The sequence below is a fragment of the Bordetella genomosp. 9 genome (genome assembly GCF_002119725.1).
Classification (GTDB): domain Bacteria; phylum Pseudomonadota; class Gammaproteobacteria; order Burkholderiales; family Burkholderiaceae_B; genus Bordetella_C.
Genome location: NZ_CP021109.1, coordinates 228828 through 251735, shown reverse-complemented (window position 1 = coordinate 251735; position 22908 = coordinate 228828). Strand labels below are relative to the sequence as shown.

The window sequence follows — 22908 nt, the reverse complement described above, 5'->3', positions numbered from 1 at the left end:
GCGATGCCTCGTGCAGGCCGGCGCGGCATGACTTCCTCAGGCGGCCTTGACCGTGACGGCGCCTGACACGCGAAGCGCCTTTTCCCGGGCGGCTTCCACCGTTTCCGCCGTCGCCAGGCCCACGCCCATGCGGCGCTTGACGAAGGATTCCGGCTTGCCGAACAGCCGGATGTCGGTGCCCGGCTCAGCCAGGGCGCGATCGACACCCTCGAACGTGACGGCACGCGCATCGACGCCGCCGTAGATGACGCTGCTGGCCCCTGGCTGGCGCAGGGATACATCCACCGGCAAGCCAAGCAGCGCGCGCGCATGCAGTTCGAATTCGTTCTGGACCTGCGAAATCATGGTGACCATGCCGGTGTCGTGCGGACGCGGGCTGACCTCCGAGAACCACACCTGGTCGCCGGCAACGAACAGCTCGACGCCGAACAGACCCATGCCGCCCAGTTCGCCGGTCACCGCCAGCGCGATGCGCTGCGCCTCCTGCAGCGCCTTGGCCGACATGGGGTGCGGCTGCCAGCTTTCCACATAGTCGCCATCCACCTGCCGATGACCGATGGGCTCGCAGAATCGGGTTTCGATTTCGCCGGAGGCGCCGCGAGCGCGCACGGTCAGGAGGGTGATTTCGTAATCGAAGCGTATGAAGCCTTCAACGATGGCCCGGCCTTTGCCGACGCGTCCGCCTTCCTGGGCATAGCGCCACGCCTGCGCCACGTCCTGCGGCCCCTTGATGACCGACTGGCCTTTGCCCGAGGACGACATGACGGGCTTGATGACGCAGGGATAGCCGATGCCGCCGTCGATGGCCTCGCGCAGCTCACCCTCGGTATCGACGAACCGGTACGGCGAGGTGGGCAGACCCAGGGTTTCGGCCGCGAGCCGGCGGATGCCCTCGCGGTTCATGGTCAGCTGCGCGGCACGCGCGGTGGGCGTGACGCGCGCCGTGCCGGCCGCTTCAAGCTCGACGAGCAGGTCGGTGGCGATGGCCTCGATCTCGGGCACGATGACATGTGGGCGCTCGCTTTCGATCACCGCGCGCAGCGCGTCGCGGTCGGTCATGGAAACCACGTGCGCGCGGTGCGCCACCTGCTGGCCGGGCGCATCGGCGTAACGGTCCACGGCAATGGTTTCCACGCCCAGGCGCTGCAGCGCGATGATGACTTCCTTGCCCAGCTCGCCCGCCCCCAGCAGCATGACGCGCGTGGCGGCGGGGGAAAGCGGGGTGCCGAACAGGGGGGAGGGGATGGCGGACATGAATAACCTGCGAGCGGAAAAGCGGGCAAGGCCCGCGACAGGGAAGCCTGCGAGAATGCCATAGTGCCGAAACAGCGGCAACCTGGCCTTCCCGGCAAATTGCCGCGCTGCGATTAAAATCGGCCCATGAATGCACTCCCCGACACTTCTCCGGACGCGGCACTGGCTTCCGCCCGGCGCACGCTGCGTATCGAAGCGCAAGCCTTGCACGACCTGCAGGCCCGCCTGGACGAAAGTTTCGCCGGTGTCGTGCGGATGCTGCTGGACTGCCGCGGGCGGGTCGTCGTCAGCGGCATCGGCAAAACCGGCCACATCGCCCGCAAGATCGCCGCGACGCTCGCGTCCACCGGCACGCCCGCGTTTTTCCTGCACGCCGCCGAGGCCGTGCATGGGGACCTGGGCATGATCGCGCCCGACGATGTGCTGGTCGCGATCTCGTACTCCGGCGCCGGCGAAGAATTGCTGACCATCCTGCCCGTGGCGCGCCGCATGGGCACTCGGGTGGTCGCCATGACGGGCAACCCGGCATCCGAACTGGCGCGCCAGGCGGATATCCATTTGGACGTCAGCGTGGCCCAGGAAGCCTGTCCGATGAATCTGGCGCCCACGGCCAGCACCACCGCGGCGCTGGCGCTGGGCGACGCACTGGCCGTCGCCTGCCTGGAGGCCCGCGGCTTCGGGCCGGAGGATTTCGCCCGGTCCCATCCCGGCGGGACGCTGGGCCGGCGCCTGCTCACGCACGTGCGCGACGTCATGCGCAAGGGCGACGCCCTGCCGACGGTGGGCGCCGATGCATCGCTGTCCCGGGCGCTCGAGGAAATGTCGGCCAAGGGCATGGGCATGACCGTCATCGTCGATCCTCAGCGGCGCCCGCTGGGCATCTTCACCGATGGCGATCTGCGGCGGCTGATTGAACGTCACGGGGATATTCGCGGTCTCAGGATCACGGACGGCATGACGCGGTCCCCGCACGCCGTGCCCCCGGACGTTCTGGCGGTGGTGGCGGCTCAGCAGATGGACGAACTGCGGGTCAGCCAGATGCTGGTCCTGGACGAAGAGGGCATTTTGATCGGCGCCCTGCACATGCATGATCTGATGGCGGCGAAGGTGGTATGAACATGATGACGAGCGCGCACTCCGCGATGCACCCGGCCGAAGCGCTCATTCTCGCGCGGCTGCAACCCATCGTGAAGGAACGGGCGGCGGCGGTGCGTCTGATGGTGTTCGATGTGGACGGCGTGCTGACCGACGGCAGCCTGTACTACGGCGAGCACGGCGAGGTGCTCAAGCGTTTCAACGCGCTGGACGGCCATGGGCTGCGCCTGTTGGCCGAGGGCGGCATCAAAGTGGCGCTGATAACGGGCCGGTCCGGCCCCATCGTGGACCGCCGCGCCGCCGAACTGGGCATCGCCGAAGTCATGCAGGGCGTGCGCGACAAGGGCGGCGCATTGACGGCCCTGGCGCAACGCGCCGGCGTCACGCTGGAGCAGACCGGCTATATGGGAGACGACATCATCGATCTGCCGGCCATGCAGCGTGCGGGCTTCGCAGCCACCGTGCCGCACGCGCCGGCCTACGTCGCGCAGGGGGCGCACTGGGTGTCCGCCCAGCCGGGCGGCGCGGGCGCGGTCCGCGAATGCTGCGACATCCTGCTTGCCAGCCAGGGGCGCCTGGGCACGCTGCTCGCTTCGCCGGGCCTGCTGGGCCCCGGCGCGATCCAATGACCGCCTCGACCGCGGCGCCTAACCGCCATCGCTTCCCATGAAAGAACGCTTTCCGTCGCTGATCGCCCTGTTCCTGCTGGTCCTTTTGGTCGTGGGAACATGGTGGGCTGCCGACTATACCCAGCGCGCCGTGCCGACGGATCCGCCGCGCCGCCTCACCCACGAAATGGATTCGTGGTCGCGCGACTTCATCATGGTCCGCACGGACGCGGACGGCAAACCGATCAACCGCCTGGAAGGCGTCTACGGCGAGCATTACCCTGACGACGACTCTTACGTCGTTACCGACCCGCGCGCGGTCGGGCTGCGGCCGAATACGCCCATCACGGTCGCGACCTCGGATACGGCGACGATGTACGAAGGCGGCAAGCGCATCGTCATGAACAAGAACGCGCACATGCACCGCCAGGCGGATCAGGATACGCCGCCCCTGGACGTGCGCAGCGAACAACTGGTGCTGCTGCCCGACGAGGATCTGATCACCACGGACTTGCCGGCCCTGGTCACGCGCGGCCAGTCGCGCATGAACGGCAAGGGCATGAAGTACAACAACAAGACCCGCCAGCTCGAGGTCTACGCTTCCACCAACGTGGAGATCGCGCCTGCCGACACGCGGCGGGCGCAACAGAAGGACAATGCCAGCCCGGCCTCCGGCGCCGCGCAAGGCAACACGAGATCGCCGGCCGGCCCCGAGGCCGCCCCGGCGCCAGCCCCCGCCCACGAACCTGCAGAAAAACAACCATGACTGAACTTCGTAAACGCCTGCTTTCGGCCTGGCTGATGGGCGCCGTCCTCGCGTTTGGCGCCGCGGGCGCGCATGCGCAGGGCGCCGCCAGCGAGGACGCCGGCGCCAAGCCGAACGCGCCGGCCGCGCCCGATGCCGCCAATGGCACGGGCGGGCAGAAACCGAATGGCGGCGCCAGAGCCGGCGGCGCGAAAACCCCGGAAGAAGAACCGAACACGGTCATCCTGTCCGAGCAGCTGCACTACGACGACGTCAAGAAAACCAGTGTATTCACGGGCAACGTCATCATGACGCGCGGCCTGATGACGCTGCATTCCGACGAGCTGCAAATGCATGAAGACGCGCAGGGCAACCAGTACGGAACGGCGCTGGCCGACCCCGGCAAAATGGTGACGGTCCGCCAGGAGCGCCCCGAGAACTTCGAAGTGATCCAGGGCGTCGGACGCCGCGCCGAATACGACGGCACCAAAGACACCTTCGATTTGATCGGTCAGGCCGTGGTGACGCGATTCATCTGCGGCAAGCCTTTCGATACGATCCGCGGGCAACGCGTCCGCTACAACGAAAAAACCGGCACCTACGAAGCCGTGGGCGGGCCCGAATCGGCGGCGCCTGGCGGCCGTGTGCGTTCCGTGATGGAACCGCGCGCGCGCACCGACGCCGCGGTGGCGGAGTGCCGGAAGCAGCAGTCCGGGAAGGAACCGGCCCGCAAGAGTCCCGGCGCAGCCGCCCCGTCCGCGACCGGCCAGGCTGCCGACCGCCGCGGTGGCGGAACGTCCGGCTCCGCTGTTCAACGTTGATCCCGCCTCTTCCGGGGCTGCCGCGCGCCACGCGGCAGGCCCGGCCGTTTCCCGGCCCCACACCCATTCCCTCTTAGATGATCACGCAAGCAACACCCGAAACCACGCCCGCCGCGCCGGCGCATGTCAGCAGCCTGCGCGCCGTCGGGCTGCGCAAGACCTATCACGGCCGCACGGTGGTCCAGGACGTGTCTCTGTCCGTGGACAGCGGCGAGGTGGTCGGACTGCTCGGGCCGAATGGCGCGGGCAAAACGACCAGCTTCTATATGATCGTCGGCCTGGTGCCGGCGGAAGCAGGCCGCATCGAAATCGATGACCAGAACATCACGGGCCTGCCCATCCACAAGCGGGCCCGGCTGGGGCTGTCCTATCTGCCGCAGGATGCGTCGGTGTTCCGCCGCCTGACGGTGGAGCAGAACATCCGCGCCGTGCTGGAACTCCAGGTGGACGAGGCAGGCCGGCCGATCAAGGGCGACAAGATCCAGGAGAACCTGGAACTGCTGCTGGACGAACTGCAGATCGGGCACATCCGCGGCAATACCGCCATCTCGCTGTCCGGCGGCGAACGCCGCCGTGTGGAAATCGCACGCGCCCTCGCTACCCGTCCCCGCTTTATCCTGCTGGACGAACCCTTTGCCGGCGTGGACCCCATCGCCGTGATCGAAATCCAGCGCATCGTGCGCTTTTTGAAGAGCCGCGGCATCGGCGTGCTCATCACCGACCACAACGTGCGCGAAACGCTCGGCATATGCGACCGCGCCTACATCATCAGCGAAGGCAAGGTGCTGACGGACGGCAATCCCGAGGACATCGTCGGCGACCCCGCCGTGCGGCGCGTGTACCTGGGCGAACACTTCCGCATGTAACCGCGGCCGGACCGCCGGGAATACGCTACAGCAGCCCTGGCCAAGACGGCTTGAATTGCCGGCCAGAGCCTTTACACTAGGATTACAGGGCGCCCTTTTTCCAGCCCTCAATCCGCAACTTTTCAGAGGAGAACCGTCACGCAGCTTTTCGCGCATTGAGCGCACAACCCTTTCCTTGGCAAAGGAGATTGCACTATGAATCTGAGCATCTGCGGTCGTCATCTCGACGTCACCCCGGCGATCCGGGAGTATGTGGTGAACAAACTGGCGCGAGCTCTGAGACATTTCGATCACGTGATCGACACGCAAGTCATGTTGTCCGTTGAACCTTTGCGTCATACCGCCGAAGTCAACATGCGACTGCGAGGCAAGGACATCCACTGCGAAGCGCAGGACGAAAACCTGTACGCCGCCATCGACCTGCTTGCCGATAAACTCGACCGCCAGGTTATCAAGCACAAGGACAAGATCCAGAGCCACGCCGCCGAGCCCGTGAAGCGACAACCTGTTGCGGCATAAGGCCCGCACGCGCCTCACACCCGCTCGTCGACCAGCTTCAAGATAGCGCTCGACGCGCATCATCGTGACACCGCGCCGATGTCCCGCTGGCCCAAGGGTCTTCCCGGGCATCGGCAAGCGAAACTCCCCGCCTTCCATCCCCCTCCCCAACGCCTTCGCCCGTCAGCGCCATCCGGTTGCGCGAAAAGACTGCGTCCTGGGCGCCACAGCCGCTTTTTTGCGTTGCGGCATATGAACATATAATCCGATCATGAATCACCTGTCCCGCATCCTGCCCGCCGGGAACATCGTGCTGGACCTGCTCGCCACCAGTAAAAAGCGGGCGTTCGAACAGGCGGGCCTGTTATTCGAAAACCATCACGGCCTGGCGCGTTCGACCGTCTTCGACAGCCTCTTCGCCAGGGAGCGGCTGGGGTCCACCGGATTGGGCTATGGCGTGGCCGTCCCGCACGGCCGGGTCAAGAACCTCAGCGAAGCTGTCGCGGCGTTCTTCCGGCTCTCGCGCCCCGTGCCGTTCGAAGCGCCGGACAACCAGCCTGTCAGCATGCTGTTGTTTCTGCTGGTGCCGGAAAACGCCACGCAGCAGCACCTGGACATACTCGCCGAGCTCGCGCAATTGATGTCCAATAAGCCTTTGCGCGACGCCCTGGCCACGGAAACGGATCCGGTGGCCGTCCATCGCATGCTGACGACCGGCACTCTTTGATCTTTCATCGCCATGCTTACCGTCCAGGAACTGGTCGACGACAACGCCGACAAAATCCCCTTCAACTGGATCGCGGGACAAGGCGCGGCGGACCGCGTGATTCCGGATGACGGCATGGCCGCCGCGGATCTGGTCGGACACCTCAACCTGATCCACCCTTCGCGCATACAGGTCTTCGGCCAGGAAGAACTGGCCTACTACACCCGCTTCGACCTGCGCCGCCGCATGCATCACATGGATGAGCTGCTGATCGGCGGCGTGCCGGCGATTCTGCTCGCCGACGGGCTGACGGCGCCGCAGGACCTTATCGATCAATGCGACCAGCACCAGGTGCCGCTGCTCAGCACGCCGGTGGCGGCCGCGCAATTGATCGATCTGCTGCGCATCTACCTGGGCAAGAAGCTGGCGCCCACCACCACCGTGCATGGCGTTTTCCTGGACGTCCTGGGGCTGGGCGTGCTCATCACAGGCGAATCCGGACTCGGCAAGAGCGAACTCGCGCTGGAGCTGATCTCGCGCGGCCACGGCCTGGTGGCCGACGATGCGGTGGAACTGTCCCGCATCGCGCCCAATATGATCGAAGGACACTGCCCGTCGCTGCTGCAGAACCTGCTGGAAGTGCGCGGGCTGGGCCTGCTCGATATACGGACCATCTTTGGCGAAACGTCGGTGCGGCGCAAGATGCGTTTGAAGCTGATCGTCCACCTGGTGCGGGCCACCGCGCAGGACAAGTTCGAGCGCCTGCCGCTGCAGGACATCACGCAGGATATGCTCGGCCTGCCGATACGCAAGGTGATGTTGCAGGTGGCCGCCGGCCGCAACCTGGCGGTGCTGGTCGAAGCCGCCGTGCGCAACACCATCCTGAAGCTGCGCGGCATCGACACGCTGGGCGAATTCATGGAACGCCAGGCCATGGCGATCCTGCAGAACAGCAAATAAAGCCGCTCAGCCGCCGGCCGCGCGGGCCTGCTTCACTTGCAGCGGCGTGACGCCGCCGGCGGCGTTGCCCCAGCTATTGCGCACGTAAGTCGCCACGGCCGCCACGTCGTCGTCGCTCAGAACCTGCCCGAAAGGCGGCATCCCGTGCGGCCGGGGATTGCCCGCCGTCGCCGGCGCGAATCCGCCGTCCAGCACCATGCGCACGACATTGCCGGGGTAAGGCGCGGTAACGCCGATGTTGCCTGCCAGCGGCGGCCAATCCGTGCCCTTGCCGCGGCCGTCGATGCCATGGCATTGCGCGCAGCGGGCGGCGTACACGTCCGCGCCGCGCCGCATGCCGGTAGGTTGCGGCGCGGCGCCAGCCGCCTCTGCTGGCGCCGCGGGCACGGATTTCAGATACGCCGCGATCGCCTGCGCGTCTTCGTCGGTCAGATACTGTGTGCTGGCGGCGACCACCTCTCCCATCGGACCGGCCGCCACGCCTTGCGGACTGACGCCGGTTTTGAGCAAGGCCGCGATGTCGTCCTGCGACCAACGCCCCAGCCCCTGCGCGGTGTCGCCATCCAGCGCGGGGGCATACCAGCCCAGCCCCTCGATTGCGCCGCCGATGAAGCCGGAGCCGCTGGGCGTCGCACCCAGCGCGTTGCGCGGCGCATGGCAGGCGATGCAATGGCCCAGACCATCGACCAGGTAGCGGCCGCGCGCCAATCCGCTTTCCGCACCGGCATCCGGATGCACGCCGGGATCGAAATAGAGCCCGCGCCACAATGCGAGGAGTGGCCGCCAGCCATAGGGGAACGCGAGATCGTGCGGCCGACTCGGCTGCGAAACCGCGGGCACGGTGCGCAGATAGGCGTAAAGGGCGTCGGCATCCGCGCGGCTGACCCGGGTGTATTCGGTGTAGGGAAACGCGGGATAAAGCAGGCTGCCCGATGGCGACTTGCCTTGATGCAGGGCGCGCCAGAAATCGTCTTCCGTCCATGCGCCGATGCCGGTTCCGCGATCCGGGGTGATGTTGGGGCCGTAGAACACGCCGAAAGGCGTCGGGATGGCGGCGCCGCCCGCGTAGGGCTTGCCGCCGGGAGCCGTATGACAGGCTATGCAATCGCCCACCTTCGCCAGGTAAGCGCCCCGGGCTACGCGCGCGTCGGGGTCGGCAATCGCCTCGCGCGGCCCGGTGGATGGATCGTCGCGGTACCCGCGCCAGGCCAGCACCGCCACGGCCGCCACCGCGACGGCGACCATCAGCAGCAGGACCCCGATGACGCGGCGCCGCATACCGTTGGCGCGGGCTGGCGCGAAGGAGCGCGGGGAATCGGGCCGGTGCGAAGACATATGGGACGCTGTTCCTGGACTGAGGCTTTTTGACGCTAGGGATGGTTGACGCCGCCGCATGCAACGGGCGGCTGCAAGGCGCCGGCCGGCTCCGGCTGATAGGGTTGCGGCACCGGCTGCGATGAAAGCCACGCCGCGACCGCGCCGATGTCCTCCGGACTGAGCTGGCGCGCGACGTCCGCCATGCAGTCCGGCGCCGCCGCCGCCCGCGTGCCGTTGCGCCAGCTGCCAAGTTGCGCCAGCAGATAGTCGCGCGGCAGGCCGAGCAATCCGGGAATGGCTGGCGCCAGCCCATTCAGCGCCGCGCCGTGGCAAGCGGCGCAGGCAGGCACGCCCCGCGCGGGATCGCCGGCCGTCGTCAGCAAGCGCCCGCGCGCCAGCGTCGCGGGACTTGCGTCGGCCGGCGCAGGGGGTGGATACGGCGGATGCTGGCCGGCGAACCAGGCGGCGATTTCCAGCAGATAATCGTCGGGCAGATGACGCAGCAGATTCGTCATCGGGCGGTACTGGCGCCGGCCGTCGCGGAAATTCTGCAGTTGATGGAAAAGATAATCGCGCGGCTTGCCCGCCAGGCGGGGGTAATAGCCGTCCGGTCCAGCGCGCCCCTGCTCCCCGTGGCAGGCCGTACAGGCCGCCAGCCGCGCCGGCATGGTTCCCGGCTCCAACGGCACGCCCGCGGCATCCTGCGCCCGCACGGCACCCGCCGCTACCATTATCAACACCGCCGCCACGCAGCCGACAGCAAACCGGAAACCCCGCATCGATCGCGCCTTGTCAAATAAACCGAGTGTAGGTGCACCGCACGCGCCCGGAACAGGCGCAGATGCCGAGTTTATAGGCATACCAGTCAGGCGCCGTCCCCCTCCTGCCCGGCATAGACACCGCACCCCCATCAAGCATGGGTGCTGCCCGATCCAGGACGCGCGGATCAGGCTTTGCCTGTTCGCAGCGTCGCCCCCTTGAGGCGGAAGCGCGTCAGCGCTTCGGGGGTGGCCTTCCCTCACCGGTACAATGGCCACATGCTTAGCGTCGTCCTCATTACCGGCATCTCCGGCTCCGGCAAGTCCGTGGCCCTGAGACTATTGGAAGATTCAGGCTATACCTGCGTGGATAACCTGCCGGTGCGCTACCTGCTGGATTTCATCGCCAGCGCGCGCGACGACGAGACGGCGCGCGTGGCAGTGGCCATCGACGTGCGTTCTCCGGGCGAGCTGGCCGAATTGCCGGCTGCAATCGCGCAGCTGCGCGCCATGGGCACGAGCATGCGGGTGGTATTCCTGGATGCCGACACCAACACGCTGGTGCAGCGGTATTCGGAATCGCGGCGCCGCCATCCGCTGACGGACCGGCTGCAGCGCAACGGCAAGCCCGCATCGCTGCTGGACTGCATCCGCGTCGAACGCGAAATGCTCGCGCCGTTGCGCGACCAGGAACACGTCATCGACACCTCCGAGCTGCGGCCCGGGCAGTTGCGGGCGTGGATACGGGATCTGGTGCAGGCCGACCGGCAGGCGGTGGTCCTGACCTTCGAGTCCTTCGCCTTCAAGCGCGGCGTACCGCGCGACGCGGACCTGGTGTTCGACGTGCGCTGCCTGCCCAATCCCTATTACGATCCGGTACTGCGTCCGCTGACCGGCCGCGACGCTCCCGTGGCCGCGTATCTGGCCAGTTTCGACAACGTGCGACAACTGATAGACGATATCGCCGGGTTCATCCGCAAATGGCTGCCGCGGTACATGGAAGACACCCGCAGCTATCTGACCGTGGCCATCGGTTGCACCGGCGGCCAGCATCGTTCAGTCTATGTCGTCGAGCAACTGGCCCAGCGGTTCGCCGATCACCAACCCCTGCTCGTTCGTCACCGCACCCAACTACCCGAAGAACAGGCATGACTTTCCGGCACCTGCGCAATCTCCTTCTCATCGCTTTGCTGGCCGCGGTGGTGGCAGGTTGCTCCAGTACCGGAGGCCGGAAACGCGGCGGCTATTACAAGGACGACGGGCCCGGATCCAATCCGCCATCCAATCTGGACGCGATTCCGGACGCCGAACCGCGCATCGAACCGCTGGCCAGCGGCGCCAACCGGCCGTATGTCGTCTTCGGCAAGCGATATGTGCCCGACACCAGCGACCGGCCGTTCACGCAGCGCGGCATCGCGTCCTGGTACGGCAAGAAATTCCACGGCAACGCGACGTCGATCGGCGAGCCTTACGACATGTACGCCATGACGGCGGCGCATCCGACGATGCCCATTCCCAGCTACGCGCGCGTGACCAGCGCGATCAACGGGCGCACCGTCATCGTCCGCGTCAACGATCGGGGCCCGTTCCACGACAACCGCATCATGGACCTTTCCTATGCCGCCGCATACAAGCTGGGCATCATCGGGCCCGGCAGCGGAGAGGTCACGGTGCAACGCATCCTGCCCGACGAGATCCGGCGGATGGTCGCGCAGCGCAATAGCGGGCAGGCGACGGCGTCTTCGGCAGGAAGCGCAGCCGCAAGCCCAGTTGCCGCGGCGGTCTCCGCCGCGCCGGCGCCCGTTTCCTTCACGACGGCCGAATCCGGCACGCCGCAGGCGTTGCCTATTGCATCGTCCAGCGAGGCCAACGCGCGGCAAGCCGCCTTGAACGGCTTTCCCACCGCCGATGGCGGCGCGCCTTCCGGCCCCACGCCGCTGCCCCCTCCGCCGCAAGCGCAGTCCCTGCCTGCGGCTTCGCCGGTCGCGGAGGCAAGCGCAACGGCCACGCCCTTGCCGCAAGCCGCCGCCTCGCGCGCCATGCCGGCCGCCACCGGCAATGGTTCGGTGTATCTTCAGCTCGGCGCCTTCAGCCAGCCTGCAAACGCGCAGTCCCTGGCCGCCCGGGTGAACGGACAACTCGGCGCAGTGGGCCTGCCGCCGGCGACCGTGGAACAGTCGGGACAGCTCTATCGAGTGCGTGTCGGTCCGTACGCCGATCGCAATGCCGCCATGTCGGCCGTGCAGACCGTGGCGGACCGCACGGGCATCCTGCCCAGCATCGCCACGCATTGATAAGTCGGGCCGGCCGCTTTCCCGGGCGTCACGGCGAGTCCCAAAGGCTTCCCTGACGCGGATCCTGTTGGGCGCGGCGGGCCTGCCGCACCGGCGAAGCATAGGCATGCCCTTCGAGCGCGAGCAGGGCCTGCTTGCGGTGCAAGCCGCCGCCAAAGCCCGTCAAGGCGCTGTCGGCGCCGACGACGCGATGGCACGGGATAAAGATGGAAATGGGATTGCGGCCGACGGCCTGCGCGACGGCGCGCACCGCGGCTGGCGTGGCGCAGCGCTGCGCCAGCGCGCCGTAGCTTTCCAGCACGCCGAAATCCAGATCTCGCAGCGCATCCCAGACACGCCGTTGAAATGGCGTGCCCTGCGGCGCCATCGGCAAGGAGAATGCGCGCAGACGGCCGGCGAAGTACTCCGCGAGCTCGCGGACGGCTTGGTCGAGAACGGCGTCTTCGGCGGAGCGGGAATCGCGCCCGCCGGCATCCGGCGATGGACTTGCCTCGGCGGCCGGCTCCGGCATCGCGGGACAGTCGCGCTGGTCCAGGAACCAGGCGCCGGTCAACGCGCCGCCTTCCGCCTGCAGGCGCATGGCGCCCAAGGGCGTATCGACGACGCGCACGCATGGGCCGGCCGTTCCGGTGCCGTTCGGGTGCCGGCTGCCGCGGGCGATCATGCCGGCTTGCGCGCCAGGGCGCGCGCGTAAAGCACGTCGCGAGGCAATCCGCTGACCCGGGCCGCGATGCGTGCGGCATCGCGCACCGACACCGATTCCAGCAGGGCGTCCAGCAGCGCATCGGTGGCGGGATCCGCGGCCTGCGCGTCCGCCGCGGCCGGCGGCGCGGGATGCGCGATGACGACGAATTCGCCCTGGCCCCGGTGCGGCTGGGCCTGCAGCCAGTCGGCGGCCTCGCCTGCCGGAACAGTGGCGACCTCCTCGAACCGCTTGGTCAGCTCGCGCGCGATGGTGACATCGCGTGCCGGGCCGCAGACCTGCGCCAGGTCCGCCAGCGTGGCGGCGAGCCGGTGCGGCGATTCGTACATGACGACGGGCGCGGGCAGGGCGCACCACTGCGCCAGCCAGCGTTGCCGGGCGGCGGATTTCGGCGGCGGGAAGCCGGCGAACACATACGCGGGGTTCTCGTCGGACGTGACGCCGCTGGCCATCAGGGCCGCAATCACGGCGCTCGGGCCCGGCACGGGCACGACGGCGTAGCCGGCTTGCCGCACTTCACGCACGATGCGCGCGCCGGGATCGCTCACCGCGGGCGCACCGGCATCGGAGATCAAGGCGACGCGCTCGCCGCGCGCGAGGCGCTCGCAGATGGCTTGGGCGGCGGCGGCCTCGTTATGGCGGTGCGCGGCCATCAAAGGCGTGGCGACACCCCAGGCATCCAGCAGCGTACGGCTTTCGCGGGTGTCCTCTGCGGCGATGACGTCAGCCCGCGCCAGCGCCTGCCAGGCGCGCAGGCCCAGGTCGCCGAGGTTGCCGATGGGCGTGGCCACCACGTACAGGGTGGCGGCGGGCCACTGCTGGGCCGCCACCCGTTCGGCCACGCGGCGCCAGGCATCGCCGCCGGGAGCGCGGGCGTCGGCGCCGGAATCGATCGCGGCGGGCACCGGGACGTTCTCGTTCATTTTGGGAATACAGGATGGCAAACCCTGTCAGTGTAGTGGCTTCCCGGTGTCCGCCAGCCATGCCCGACGATCCATCCGCCCTGCCATTCGAAGTTGCCCGGCACGCCCAGGCCAAGCGGCTGCGGCGGCGCCGGCGCAACCGCCGGGGTGACGATGCGAGCCCGCTGCCTGACGCGGTCGCGGACGCGGACCAGACCTTGCCGGCGCAATCGGCTTCGCAACGCCGCGGGGGCGGCTACGAGGACCGCGCCCTGGCGCTGTTGGTCCGGGCCGGCCTGCAGCCGCTGGGGCGCAACCTGCGTTGCCGCGCCGGCGAAATCGATCTGGCGCTGCGCGACGGCTGGACTCTGGTGCTGGTAGAGGTGCGCGCCCGCCGGGACGATCGCTTCGGCGGCGCAGCCGCCAGTGTGGGCCATGCCAAGCAGGCGCGGCTGATACGGGCGGCCCACGTGCTCGCGCCCCGCCTGATCGCCCGCTTCTGGGCAGGCCGGCCCGCCGCGGTGCGGTTCGACGTGGTCGCCTTCGAGGGCGAGACGCCGTTCTGGCTGCGCCACGCCTTCTCCCTGGAAAGATAGGCCCACCCCCGAAGCGCTGACGCGCTCCCCCCTCAAGGGGGCGACGCTGGCGGACCGGCGGAGCCGGATCCGCGGCGTCTGCGATCGGGCGGCATCTGTCATTTGCGGCGGAGGGAAGACCGACCCAGAGTGGGGCCCACCCCCGAAGCGCTGACGCGCTTCCCCCTCGAGGGGGCGACGCTGGCGGACCGGCGGAGCCGGATCCGCGGCGTCTGCGATCGGGCGGCATCTGTCATTTGCGGCGGAGGGAAGACCGACCCAGGAGTGGGGTCCACCCCCGAAGCGCTGACGCGCTTCCCCCTCGAGGGGGCGACGCTGGCGGACCGGCGGAGCCGGATCCGCGCGTCCCAAAACTGGGCCGTTGTCGCGGTGGGGGGCGCGGCGCGCTCGCGACCGAAAGCGGCGCCAAGCGCGTGAGATAATCCGCGCCATGACTGATATGACGACGCGCATGGTGTCGCATTTCAACGATGCGACCGCGACCCTGCAGGCTGCCCGGGACGTGCTGGCCGAACCGCTCGCCGTGGCGGTGGAGCTGCTGTTCGGCGCGCTGGCCAATAACGCCAAGATCCTGGCCTGCGGCAATGGCGGGTCGGCCGCCGACGCCCAGCATTTCGTCGCGGAGCTGGTCGGGCGCTTCGAACGCGAGCGCCTGCCGCTGGCCGCGGTGGCGCTGAATACGGATACCGCCATCCTGACGGCGGTCGGCAACGATTACGGCTACGACGAAGTGTTCGAACGGCAGGTGAACGCCCTGGGCCAGCCGGGCGACGCGCTGCTGGCCATCTCGACCAGCGGCAACTCGCCCAACGTCGTGCGCGCGGTGCAGGCTGCACAGGCGCGCGACATGCACGTCATTGCCCTCACCGGCAAGGGCGGGGGCGTGATCGGGGAACTGATGACGCCGCACGACGTCCATCTGTGCGTGCCGAGCGATCGGACCATGCGCGTCCAGGAAGCGCACATCGTCCTGCTGCACGCCTTGTGCGACGGCATCGACGCTCTACTGCTTGGAGATCCTGAATGACATTGAAGACCCGAATGCTGGCCATTCCCCTGGCCATCGCCCTGGGCGCGTCCGCGCTGTCCGGTTGCGCCCCCCTGGTGGTGGGCGGCGCGGCGGCCGGCGCGGCCGTCGTTGTGACGGACCGCCGCACCTCCGGCACGCAGGTGGAAGACCAGAACATCAGCTTCAAGGTCGAGCGCAACATGTCGCAGAAATTCGGCGACACCGCGCGGGTCAACGCCAGCACGTACGAAGGCGTGGTGCTGCTGACCGGCGAAGTGCCCAACGAAGCGGCGAAGACGCAGGCGACGTCGCTGGCCCAGGGCGTAGAGAACGTCAAGCGGGTGGTCAACCAGCTGACGGTCGGCCCGGTGGCAAGCTTTACGGCGCGCTCCAACGATACGTGGCTGGGCTCCAAGGTCCGGACCGAGCTGCTGAACACCAAATTCGTTCCATCCGGCACCATTTCCATCACGACGGACAAGGGCGTGGTCTACCTTCAGGGCAAAGTCACCCAGGCCGAAGGAGACTATGCGGCCAACGCCGCGGCCGGCGTCAGCGGCGTGACCAAGGTGGTTAAACTGTTCGACATCATCAGCCGCGAAGAAGCGCTGAGGCTGTCGGGCACCAACTCGTCCGGCACGTCGGCCCCCGCCAGCGGCGCGACCAAGCCCGCCCCCATCGAGACCGGCGGCGGGTCGGACAGCGGGTCGGCGCCCACAGGCGGCGCCGAGGCCATACCGATCAAGTAGGCGCGCGGCGCTTCGGGCGGATCGCAGAAGGGTGTGAGATGAAGAAACTGCTTATCGCGATGGTGGTGGCGATTGCCGCGGGGATCGCCGGGTGGTTCGTCTGGAGGCCGGTGCAGGCCGCGCCCGACGTGACCTTCGCGTCCATCGATGGCCGCAAGATATCCATGCAGGACCTGCGCGGCAAAGTGGTCCTGGTTAAGTTCTGGGCCACGGATTGCGTCACGTGCATCAAGCAGATGCCCGACACGATCGCAGACTACAACCGCTATGCGCCACAGGGTTTCCAGACCGTGGCGGTGGCGATGCAGTACGACCCGCCCAACTACGTGCTGAACTATGCGCAAACGCGCAAGCTGCCCTTTACCGTCGCGCTGGACACGCAGGGCAAGGCGGCGCAGGCGTTCGGCGACGTGCGGCTGACGCCCACCGCCTTCCTGATCGACAAGCAGGGCCGTATCATCAAGCGTTACCTTGGCGATTACGATCCCAAGGCCTTCCACGCCGAGATCGAAAAAGCGCTGGCAGCCGGTTGAAGCGCGGTTCATCGCGCCGCTCGTCCGCCACTTCCGGCCTATTTCGCCGTCACGGCGACAAACCAACCCGTACCTTTGCCGCGCCATTGCCGCAATGGCCCGATCCGACAGATGGCCGATTCCACCGCAAGCTCTTCTTCCGGCATCGCCGATGCCATCGTCCCGCCCCATGGGCGGGTTTTCGCTTTCCGCGGCAGCGAATTGCTCGTGCGGGAGGACGGCCTGTCGCTGCCGGGCGACGAAGTGCGAGGCCGGATCGCAGAGGCCGTGCAGTGGCAATCGATCGGCGACTATTTGGGCCAGCCCTGTGTTGCAGCGGCGCTGAAGCGGGATGCCGCCGCACCGGCGGGCTACGTCTTCAAGCGTCTGCGCGAGATGCTCAACGTACTGGGCGAGGAAGGCGCCGGCGTCGCCAGCCGTGCCTTCCAGATCGCCGAGTGGGCGCGCACCCATCGCTTCTGCGGCGCCTGCGGCACGGCGACGGTGCGGGTGCCCGAAGAATATTGCATGAAGTGCCCGCGCTGCGGCCTGTCCGCCTATCCGCGCATATCGCCCGCCATGATGGTGCTGGTCCGGTGGGGCGACCGCATTCTGCTCGCGCGCAACGCCAGCTTCGTGACGGGGCGCTACAGCGCGCTGGCAGGTTTCGTGGAAGCCGGCGAATCGCTGGAGGCGACGGTGCATCGCGAGGTCTATGAAGAAGTAGGGCTGCGCGTGCGGGACCTGAAATATTTCCGCAGCCAGTCCTGGCCTTTTCCGCATTCGCTCATGCTTGCCTTCACCGCGGAGTACGACGGCGGAGATATCCGGGTGGACGGGCAGGAGATCGTGGATGCGCGCTGGTTCGGCCCGGACGACGACTTGCCCGATATTCCACCGATGGATTCGATTGCAGGGCACCTGATTCGAGCAAATCTGCCACAGGGGAAGCGGCCGCGCGGCGATCGCTGAATCCGCATGGCGGGCGCCGCATCGCGGCCGCCCTGTCGCTTATAAGCAGCGGCAATATATAAACCAAAATTTATTCGTTTGAGTAACTAAGCGCGACCGGCATGATGCGACGACCGTCCACGTCGGGCGGCCATCGTTTCCTTCGGAGCCGTTCCCTTGATCAAGCGTCTTCTTGCCACGTCGCTCGCCGCCACCCTGATGCTCGGCGCCGACGCCGCATCGGCCCAGCAGAACCTGCTGAATTCCTCGTACGACGTCGCGCGCGAACTCTTCACCGCGATCAATCCGCAGTTCGTCGAATACTGGAAGCAAAAGACCGGGGAAACGGTAAACATCGAGCAGTCGTTCGGCGGCACCTCGCGCCAGGCGCAGGCAATCATCCAGGGTCTGAAGGCCGACACCGTTACGTTCAACCAGGTGCCGGACGTCGACATCCTGGCCAAGCGCGGCCTGCTGGCCAAGGACTGGCAGAAGCGTTTCCCGGACAATAGCTCGCCGTACTACAGCACGATCGCCTTCCTGGTGCGCAAGGGCAATCCCAAGCACATCCAGGGCTGGGACGACCTGGTGCGCGACGACGTGAAGGTGGTGTTCCCCAATCCCAAGACCTCCGGCAACGCTCGCTATACCTATCTTGCGGCTTGGCTGTACGCGCAGAAGAAGTTCAACGGCGATGAAGCCAAGACGCGCGCCTTCGTCGGCAAGCTGCTGCACAACGTGGAAAGCTTCCCAACGGGCGGACGCGGCGCCACGGTTGCCTTCGCCCAGAACAACCAGGGTGACGCCGTGCTGACCTTCGAATCCGAAGTGCGCAACATCGCCGCCAGCGAAGAATTCAAGCCGCTGGGCCTGGAAGTCGTCGTACCGAAAACCAGCGTGCTGGCCGAGTTCCCGGTGGCGGTGGTCGACAAGGTGGTCGACGCCAAGGGCACGCGCAAGCTGGCCGAGGCCTATCTGCAATACCAGTACTCGCCGGAAATCCAGAAGCTGCTGGCCAGCTACAACTACCGCGTCCGCGACCCCGAGGTGGTGAAGGCCAATGCCAACCGCTTCCCGCAGGTCGAGCTGCTGGACCCGCAGCAATTGCTGGGCGGCTGGGACAAGATCCAGGACACGCATTTCAAGGGCGGCGGCGTCCTGGATCAATTGCTCGCCGGCAAGTCCTGATCGCCGCGGCCGCCCCTATCCCGGGCGCGACGCGCCCCGGCAGGGCCGCCCGGTCCGCCATGGCGAACGCAGGGCAGGTCCCGGCGGCATCGCACTGAGCGGCCTCGTTGCGATAGGCATCCTACGGCGTTCCCCGGCATTTCGCGTAGACTGGCGCCTCCCGCGCGATGCGGCGAAGCGCCGCCAGACCGGCCGCCCTGCGCGGCCGCGCGGCTTTCATCGAACCGTATGCCTACATTCTTCAAACAAAACCCCACGCTGCCAGGGTTCGGGCTGAGCTTCGGCGTCAGCAGCCTCTTCATCTCGCTGGTGATCCTGTTTCCCATCGCTGCCCTGCTCGCCTATACGAGCGAGATGTCGGCCGCCCAGTACTGGCAGGCCATCACGGATCCGCGGGTCGTGGCCAGCTATCGCGTCACCCTGCTGGGCGCGGCGATTTCCACGATTGTGGTCGTGCTGTTCGGCCTGCTGCTGGCCTGGATACTGGTGCGCTATCGCTTCCCCGGCCGCCTGCTGCTCGATTCGCTGGTCGATCTGCCTTTCGCCCTGCCCACCGCCGTGGCAGGCCTGACGTTGTCCGTGCTGCTCGGACCCAACGGGTGGATTGGCCAGTGGTTCGATCAGGCGGGCATCAAGATTTCCTATGCCTTCCCCGGGCTGGTATCGGCCATGATTTTCACCAGCCTGCCGTTCGTGGTGCGCTCGGTGCAGCCGGTGCTGGAAGAGATCGGCCCGGAGTACGAAGAGGCCGCCCACACGCTGGGCGCCACGGATTGGCAGACCACCTGGCGTGTGCTGCTGCCTTCCCTGACCCCGGCCTTGTTTACCGGCGGCTCCCAGGCTTTCATCCGCAGCCTGGGCGAGTTCGGCGCGGTGGTGATGATCGCGGGCAACATCCCTTTCAAGACCGAGATCACTTCGCTGATGATTTTCGTGCGGGTGTCCGAATTCGATTACGCCGCGGCGTCCGCCATCGCCACCGTGGTGCTGGGCGCCTCGCTTCTGTTGCTGTTCGGGCTGCACGTGCTGCAGGGCCGCCTGCTGCCATGGGGGAAGGCGTGAAAAGGCCCACCCCCGAAGCGCTGCGCGCTCCCCCCTCAAGGGGGCGACGCTGGCGGACCGGCGGAGCCGGATCCGCGCGGGGGGAAGGCCCACCCCCGAAGCGCTGCGCGCTTCCCCCTTAAGGGGGCGACGCAGCGGACCGGCGGAGCCGGATCCGCGCGTCCCGGGTCGGGCGACACCTGTTTTTGGGGGTGGGAAGGTCCACCCCTAAGGCGCTGCGCGCTTCCCCCTCAAGGGGGCGACGCTGGCGGACCGGCGGAGCCGGATCCGCGCGTCCCGGATCCGCGGGGTGCCGGTCGGATCGAGGGGTACCGGTGTGGAGGAGTGGCGCGTTGTGGTTGGGCGGGGAGTGTGGGGGATAGGACTTGGTGCGGGCGATGTGTAGGTTGATGGAGTATTGAGATGCGCAAACCCAGGAACTGGCGCCAGTGGGCGTTGATTGCGATTGGCGTGACGGGTGCGTTCATGCTGCTCGTCCTGCCGCTGATACTGATTTTCCAGCAGGCGCTGTCGGCCGGCTGGGGCGCGGTGGCGGACAACCTGGGCGATCCGGAGATGCAGCATGCCATCTGGCTGACCCTGCTGGCGACGGCGCTGACGGTGCCCATCAATGTCGCGTTCGGCATTCTGCTGGCCTGGTGCGTGACCCGCTATGACTTCCGCGGCAAACAGGTGTTGACGACGCTGGTCGACATCCCGTACGCGACCTCTCCGGTGGTCGCGGGTCTTTGCTACCTGGTTGTTTACGGCATGGAAAGCGCCGTGGGCGGCTGGCTCAGCCAGCACGATATCCAGCTGATGTTCGCCTGGCCGGGCATTGTCATGGTGACCGTATTCGTCACCTCGCCCTTCGTGGCGCGGATCCTCATCCCGCTGATGCAGGCGCAGGGCGCCGACGAGGAATACGCGGCGCTGACCCTGGGCGCGAACGGCTGGCAGATTTTCCGCCGCATCACGCTGCCCAACATCAAATGGGCCTTGCTGTACGGCACCGTGATCACCAACGCGCGCGCCGTCGGCGAGTTCGGCGCGGTATCGGTGGTGTCCGGCGCGATCCGCGGCCAAACGGTGACGCTGCCGCTGTTGATCGAACAACTGAGCGAAGACTACAAGACCGTGGCGGCGTTCACCGCCGCGGCCTTGCTGGCCTGCATGGCGCTGCTCACCATGGTGATCAAGACTTTGATGGAACTTGGGCATCGCATCACGATGCGCGGTCCCGCGCATTGAGCGCATCGAGCGCATCGAGCGCATCGATCGCATCCAGCGCATTGAGCGAATTGAGCGCATCGAGCGCATCTCGCCCGCATATCGCGCGCGCATCGAGCGCATAGAGCACGTCGAGCGCATTGAACCCATTGAGCGCACCGGGCGGCTGCCGCGGCAGCCTGCTCCGTATCGCCGTCAGTGGGAAGAAATGTACGGGGAACCGGGCTGGGGCGGCGGCAGTGCGAAGCTGTGCCGCATGCGCCTGGCTTCCTCTGCCGGCGGCAGGCCGAACAGGCGCTTGAACTCCCGGTTGAATTGCGAAGCGCTTTCATAGCCCACCGCGTGGCAGGCGGCCGCGGCCGTCATGGACTGGCGCAGCATCAGCAGGCGCGCTTGATGCAGGCGCGCCGACTTCACGTATTGCATCGGCGGCATGCCGGTGATCGCCTTGAAATGGGCATGGAAGGTCGGCACGCTCATGCCCGCTTCGCCTGCCAATTGCGTCAGGCTCAGCGGTTCCGCATACGCGGCGTGGATCAGCCGCAGCGCCTTGCCGATTTTGCCGAATTGCCCCTGCATGGCGAGCGCCGAACGCATCGCGCCGCCCTGCGCGCCGGTCAGCACGCGGAAGTACAGCTCGCGCACCAGCGCCGGCCCGAGCACCGAGGCCTCCAGCGGATCGCTCAATACCTGCAGGAAGCGCAGAACGGAAGATTTCAGGGCGTCGTCCATGGGGCTGGACATCATGCTGCGCGGCTCGGCGGCTGGCCCGCGGTGTCCGTGGCGGTCGATCTGGATCGCCAGTTCGGCAGCCAGCTGGAAATTCAGATGCATATAGATGGCCAGCAGCGGCCGCTGCCGCGACGCGTCCGTTTCCATCACGAACGGGACCGGAACGGCCACCGCCAGGTAATGCTGCTCGTCGTACCGGTATACCTGGTCGCGGAAAAATCCCCGCTTGCTGCCCTGGCACACGATCACAATTCCCGGATCGTAAAGAACGGGTGTGCGCGATAGCGGACGATCCGAGCGCAGGATGCGCACATCGGGCAGGGCGGTCAAGTTGTAGCCTTCTTGCGGAGCCAGGGCCAGCAGCAGCGCCACCATGCGCGGGTCCGCCGCCCCGATAGATCCGCCCGATCCGGCGTCCTTCATCGAAAACCCTCAACGTCCATAAAAATAGGCAATAAAACCAGAAAATTCCGCCGCGACGGCACGTCATGGCGAGAATAGTATGCCTGGGTCATTCTTGCCCAGGAGATTTTCCATGTCATCGACGAAAACACTGTTCATCACTGGCGTCAGCAGCGGCTTCGGCCGCGCGCTTGCCCAGGAGGCGCTGGCCGCCGGCCATCGGGTGGTCGGGACCGTGCGCAACGCGCAAGCGCGGCAATCCTTCGATGCGCTCAGCCCTGCGCATGCGTTTTCGCGCATCCTCGATGTGACGGATTTTGCCGCCATCGAAGGCGTGATCGCCGACGTCGAGACGCACATCGGCCCGATCGACGTCCTGGTCAACAACGCGGGGTACGGGCATGAGGGCGTGATGGAAGAGTCGCCGCTGGAGGAAATGCGTCGCCAGTTCGACGTCAATGTCTTCGGCGCGGTGGCGATGATGAAGGCCGTGCTGCCCTACATGCGCGAACGCCGCCGCGGCCACATCCTGAACATCACGTCGATGGGCGGATTCATCACCATGCCGGGCATTGCCTACTATTGCGGCAGCAAGTTCGCGCTGGAAGGAATCTCCGAAGCGCTGGGCAAGGAGGTCAGGCACCTGGGTATCGCGGTCACGGCGGTTGCGCCGGGCTCCTTCCGCACCGACTGGGCTGGCCGCTCCATGGTTCGCACCCCGCGTTCCATCTCTGACTACGACGGCCTGTTCGATCCGATCCGCCAGGCGCGTGCGGAGAAAAGCGGAAAGCAACTGGGCGATCCCATCAAGGCCGCCCGCGCCATGCTGGCGGTCATCGACAGCGACGCGCCGCCGGCGCATCTCGTTCTGGGCAGCGATGCGCTGGGTCTGATCCGGGAAAAGCTGGCTTCCTACGCGGCGGAAATCGACACCTGGGAAGCCCTGAGCCGCTCGACGGACGGCTGACCGG

The 22908-nt window shown here is 67.3% G+C and carries 26 protein-coding genes; 19 read left to right on the top strand and 7 right to left on the bottom strand.

The window, feature by feature from the left end; all coding sequences use genetic code 11:
• Positions 1-36: 36 nt before the first annotated feature.
• Entirely contained in the window at positions 37-1254 is a 1218-nt protein-coding gene (purT, locus tag CAL13_RS01130) for a formate-dependent phosphoribosylglycinamide formyltransferase (RefSeq protein WP_086071247.1), read from the bottom strand.
• Positions 1255-1380: 126 nt separating this feature from the next.
• On the opposite strand from purT, the gene CAL13_RS01125 reads away from it, so the two are divergent.
• From CAL13_RS01125 to hprK, 8 genes are all read left to right on the top strand, one after another.
• A complete protein-coding gene (locus tag CAL13_RS01125; RefSeq protein ID WP_086055861.1) occupies positions 1381-2370 on the top strand; it encodes a KpsF/GutQ family sugar-phosphate isomerase in 990 nt (329 codons plus the stop codon).
• Between the two features lie 2 nt (positions 2371-2372).
• Positions 2373-2978: a KdsC family phosphatase gene (locus CAL13_RS01120; RefSeq protein WP_086059158.1), complete on the top strand. Its 606-nt coding sequence runs from the start codon at positions 2373-2375 to the stop codon at positions 2976-2978.
• A gap of 37 nt (positions 2979-3015) precedes the next feature.
• On the top strand, positions 3016-3723 hold the full coding sequence (gene lptC, locus CAL13_RS01115; protein ID WP_086071246.1) for an LPS export ABC transporter periplasmic protein LptC: 708 nt from the start codon (positions 3016-3018) through the stop codon (positions 3721-3723).
• Positions 3720-4523, top strand: a complete 804-nt coding sequence (lptA, locus tag CAL13_RS01110; protein ID WP_232462475.1) for a lipopolysaccharide transport periplasmic protein LptA — start codon at positions 3720-3722, stop codon at positions 4521-4523. Before lptC ends, lptA begins: the two co-directional genes overlap by 4 nt.
• 77 nt (positions 4524-4600) lie before the next feature.
• Positions 4601-5389, top strand: a complete 789-nt coding sequence (gene lptB / locus CAL13_RS01105) for an LPS export ABC transporter ATP-binding protein (RefSeq protein ID WP_086055858.1) — start codon at positions 4601-4603, stop codon at positions 5387-5389.
• Between the two features lie 195 nt (positions 5390-5584).
• Positions 5585-5908, top strand: a complete 324-nt coding sequence (hpf, locus tag CAL13_RS01100) for a ribosome hibernation-promoting factor, HPF/YfiA family (protein ID WP_086055857.1) — start codon at positions 5585-5587, stop codon at positions 5906-5908.
• 250 nt (positions 5909-6158) lie between these two features.
• Positions 6159-6614 (top strand): PTS sugar transporter subunit IIA, encoded by a 456-nt coding sequence (locus CAL13_RS01095; protein ID WP_086055856.1) that lies wholly within the window; start codon positions 6159-6161, stop codon positions 6612-6614.
• Between the two features lie 12 nt (positions 6615-6626).
• Positions 6627-7553 (top strand): HPr(Ser) kinase/phosphatase, encoded by a 927-nt coding sequence (hprK, locus tag CAL13_RS01090; protein ID WP_086055855.1) that lies wholly within the window; start codon positions 6627-6629, stop codon positions 7551-7553.
• A 6-nt stretch (positions 7554-7559) separates the two neighbouring features.
• On the opposite strand, the gene CAL13_RS01085 is transcribed toward hprK, so the two are convergent.
• Positions 7560-8831 carry a c-type cytochrome gene (locus CAL13_RS01085; protein WP_086073456.1) on the bottom strand — a complete coding sequence of 424 codons (1272 nt, stop codon included), beginning with the start codon at positions 8829-8831 and terminating at the stop codon, positions 7560-7562.
• Between the two features lie 92 nt (positions 8832-8923).
• Entirely contained in the window at positions 8924-9601 is a 678-nt protein-coding gene (locus CAL13_RS01080; RefSeq protein WP_232467729.1) for a c-type cytochrome, read from the bottom strand.
• A 306-nt stretch (positions 9602-9907) separates the two neighbouring features.
• Between CAL13_RS01080 and rapZ the strand changes: the two genes are divergently transcribed.
• On the top strand, positions 9908-10780 hold the full coding sequence (gene rapZ, locus CAL13_RS01075) for an RNase adapter RapZ (RefSeq protein ID WP_086071244.1): 873 nt from the start codon (positions 9908-9910) through the stop codon (positions 10778-10780).
• Positions 10777-11922, top strand: a complete 1146-nt coding sequence (locus CAL13_RS01070) for a septal ring lytic transglycosylase RlpA family protein (RefSeq protein ID WP_086071243.1) — start codon at positions 10777-10779, stop codon at positions 11920-11922. Before rapZ ends, CAL13_RS01070 begins: the two co-directional genes overlap by 4 nt.
• Before the next feature lie 28 nt (positions 11923-11950).
• On the opposite strand, the gene CAL13_RS01065 is transcribed toward CAL13_RS01070, so the two are convergent.
• Both CAL13_RS01065 and rsmI read right to left on the bottom strand, forming a co-directional pair.
• Positions 11951-12502: a methylated-DNA--[protein]-cysteine S-methyltransferase gene (locus CAL13_RS01065; protein WP_232467810.1), complete on the bottom strand. Its 552-nt coding sequence runs from the start codon at positions 12500-12502 to the stop codon at positions 11951-11953.
• An 80-nt stretch (positions 12503-12582) separates the two neighbouring features.
• Entirely contained in the window at positions 12583-13548 is a 966-nt protein-coding gene (rsmI, locus tag CAL13_RS01060; protein WP_086071241.1) for a 16S rRNA (cytidine(1402)-2'-O)-methyltransferase, read from the bottom strand.
• A gap of 59 nt (positions 13549-13607) precedes the next feature.
• Between rsmI and CAL13_RS01055 the strand changes: the two genes are divergently transcribed.
• The 8 genes from CAL13_RS01055 to cysW all read left to right on the top strand — a co-directional run bounded on the left by CAL13_RS01055 (position 13608) and on the right by cysW (position 20824).
• Positions 13608-14123, top strand: coding sequence for a YraN family protein (locus CAL13_RS01055; protein ID WP_086071240.1), 516 nt, complete (start codon positions 13608-13610; stop codon positions 14121-14123).
• 430 nt (positions 14124-14553) lie between these two features.
• Positions 14554-15150 carry a phosphoheptose isomerase gene (locus tag CAL13_RS01050; protein ID WP_198297700.1) on the top strand — a complete coding sequence of 199 codons (597 nt, stop codon included), beginning with the start codon at positions 14554-14556 and terminating at the stop codon, positions 15148-15150.
• Positions 15147-15881: a BON domain-containing protein gene (locus CAL13_RS01045; protein ID WP_086071239.1), complete on the top strand. Its 735-nt coding sequence runs from the start codon at positions 15147-15149 to the stop codon at positions 15879-15881. The genes CAL13_RS01050 and CAL13_RS01045 overlap by 4 nt, the downstream gene beginning before the upstream one ends.
• A 38-nt stretch (positions 15882-15919) precedes the next feature.
• Complete coding sequence (locus tag CAL13_RS01040) at positions 15920-16414, top strand: peroxiredoxin family protein (protein ID WP_086055846.1); 495 nt, start codon at positions 15920-15922, stop codon at positions 16412-16414.
• 207 nt (positions 16415-16621) lie between these two features.
• A complete protein-coding gene (gene nudC, locus CAL13_RS01035; RefSeq protein WP_420042433.1) occupies positions 16622-17365 on the top strand; it encodes an NAD(+) diphosphatase in 744 nt (247 codons plus the stop codon).
• Positions 17366-17563: 198 nt separating this feature from the next.
• Positions 17564-18532 carry a thiosulfate ABC transporter substrate-binding protein CysP gene (gene cysP, locus CAL13_RS01030; RefSeq protein ID WP_232467809.1) on the top strand — a complete coding sequence of 323 codons (969 nt, stop codon included), beginning with the start codon at positions 17564-17566 and terminating at the stop codon, positions 18530-18532.
• 228 nt (positions 18533-18760) lie between these two features.
• Positions 18761-19594 carry a sulfate ABC transporter permease subunit CysT gene (gene cysT, locus CAL13_RS01025; RefSeq protein ID WP_086055843.1) on the top strand — a complete coding sequence of 278 codons (834 nt, stop codon included), beginning with the start codon at positions 18761-18763 and terminating at the stop codon, positions 19592-19594.
• A 402-nt stretch (positions 19595-19996) separates the two neighbouring features.
• On the top strand, positions 19997-20824 hold the full coding sequence (cysW, locus tag CAL13_RS01020) for a sulfate ABC transporter permease subunit CysW (protein ID WP_086055841.1): 828 nt from the start codon (positions 19997-19999) through the stop codon (positions 20822-20824).
• Here cysW and CAL13_RS21570 read toward each other — a convergent pair.
• Complete coding sequence (locus CAL13_RS21570) at positions 20799-20933, bottom strand: hypothetical protein (protein ID WP_269768187.1); 135 nt, start codon at positions 20931-20933, stop codon at positions 20799-20801. The two genes, cysW and CAL13_RS21570, sit on opposite strands and share 26 nt — an antisense overlap.
• Before the next feature lie 65 nt (positions 20934-20998).
• Positions 20999-21910 carry an AraC family transcriptional regulator gene (locus CAL13_RS01015; protein WP_086059156.1) on the bottom strand — a complete coding sequence of 304 codons (912 nt, stop codon included), beginning with the start codon at positions 21908-21910 and terminating at the stop codon, positions 20999-21001.
• Between the two features lie 160 nt (positions 21911-22070).
• On the opposite strand from CAL13_RS01015, the gene CAL13_RS01010 reads away from it, so the two are divergent.
• Positions 22071-22904 carry an oxidoreductase gene (locus CAL13_RS01010; protein WP_086071236.1) on the top strand — a complete coding sequence of 278 codons (834 nt, stop codon included), beginning with the start codon at positions 22071-22073 and terminating at the stop codon, positions 22902-22904.
• The last annotated feature ends 4 nt before the right edge of the window (positions 22905-22908 follow it).

Excerpts from the sequence above, each read along its gene's own strand:
- purT (WP_086071247.1), bottom strand. The coding sequence starts at position 1,254 with ATGTCCGCCATCCCCTCCCCCCTGTTCGGCACCCCGCTTTCCCCCGCC.
- CAL13_RS01125 (WP_086055861.1), top strand. The coding sequence starts at position 1,381 with ATGAATGCACTCCCCGACACTTCTCCGGACGCGGCACTGGCTTCCGCC.
- CAL13_RS01120 (WP_086059158.1), top strand. The coding sequence starts at position 2,373 with ATGATGACGAGCGCGCACTCCGCGATGCACCCGGCCGAAGCGCTCATT.
- lptC (WP_086071246.1), top strand. The coding sequence starts at position 3,016 with ATGAAAGAACGCTTTCCGTCGCTGATCGCCCTGTTCCTGCTGGTCCTT.
- lptA (WP_232462475.1), top strand. The coding sequence starts at position 3,720 with ATGACTGAACTTCGTAAACGCCTGCTTTCGGCCTGGCTGATGGGCGCC.
- lptB (WP_086055858.1), top strand. The coding sequence starts at position 4,601 with ATGATCACGCAAGCAACACCCGAAACCACGCCCGCCGCGCCGGCGCAT.
- hpf (WP_086055857.1), top strand. The coding sequence starts at position 5,585 with ATGAATCTGAGCATCTGCGGTCGTCATCTCGACGTCACCCCGGCGATC.
- CAL13_RS01095 (WP_086055856.1), top strand. The coding sequence starts at position 6,159 with ATGAATCACCTGTCCCGCATCCTGCCCGCCGGGAACATCGTGCTGGAC.
- hprK (WP_086055855.1), top strand. The coding sequence starts at position 6,627 with ATGCTTACCGTCCAGGAACTGGTCGACGACAACGCCGACAAAATCCCC.
- CAL13_RS01085 (WP_086073456.1), bottom strand. The coding sequence starts at position 8,831 with ATGCGGCGCCGCGTCATCGGGGTCCTGCTGCTGATGGTCGCCGTCGCG.
- CAL13_RS01080 (WP_232467729.1), bottom strand. The coding sequence starts at position 9,601 with ATGGTAGCGGCGGGTGCCGTGCGGGCGCAGGATGCCGCGGGCGTGCCG.
- rapZ (WP_086071244.1), top strand. The coding sequence starts at position 9,908 with ATGCTTAGCGTCGTCCTCATTACCGGCATCTCCGGCTCCGGCAAGTCC.
- CAL13_RS01070 (WP_086071243.1), top strand. The coding sequence starts at position 10,777 with ATGACTTTCCGGCACCTGCGCAATCTCCTTCTCATCGCTTTGCTGGCC.
- CAL13_RS01065 (WP_232467810.1), bottom strand. The coding sequence starts at position 12,502 with ATGCGCCTGCAGGCGGAAGGCGGCGCGTTGACCGGCGCCTGGTTCCTG.
- rsmI (WP_086071241.1), bottom strand. The coding sequence starts at position 13,548 with ATGAACGAGAACGTCCCGGTGCCCGCCGCGATCGATTCCGGCGCCGAC.
- CAL13_RS01055 (WP_086071240.1), top strand. The coding sequence starts at position 13,608 with ATGCCCGACGATCCATCCGCCCTGCCATTCGAAGTTGCCCGGCACGCC.
- CAL13_RS01050 (WP_198297700.1), top strand. The coding sequence starts at position 14,554 with ATGACTGATATGACGACGCGCATGGTGTCGCATTTCAACGATGCGACC.
- CAL13_RS01045 (WP_086071239.1), top strand. The coding sequence starts at position 15,147 with ATGACATTGAAGACCCGAATGCTGGCCATTCCCCTGGCCATCGCCCTG.
- CAL13_RS01040 (WP_086055846.1), top strand. The coding sequence starts at position 15,920 with ATGAAGAAACTGCTTATCGCGATGGTGGTGGCGATTGCCGCGGGGATC.
- cysP (WP_232467809.1), top strand. The coding sequence starts at position 17,564 with ATGCTCGGCGCCGACGCCGCATCGGCCCAGCAGAACCTGCTGAATTCC.
- cysT (WP_086055843.1), top strand. The coding sequence starts at position 18,761 with ATGCCTACATTCTTCAAACAAAACCCCACGCTGCCAGGGTTCGGGCTG.
- cysW (WP_086055841.1), top strand. The coding sequence starts at position 19,997 with ATGCGCAAACCCAGGAACTGGCGCCAGTGGGCGTTGATTGCGATTGGC.
- CAL13_RS01015 (WP_086059156.1), bottom strand. The coding sequence starts at position 21,910 with ATGGTGGCGCTGCTGCTGGCCCTGGCTCCGCAAGAAGGCTACAACTTG.
- CAL13_RS01010 (WP_086071236.1), top strand. The coding sequence starts at position 22,071 with ATGTCATCGACGAAAACACTGTTCATCACTGGCGTCAGCAGCGGCTTC.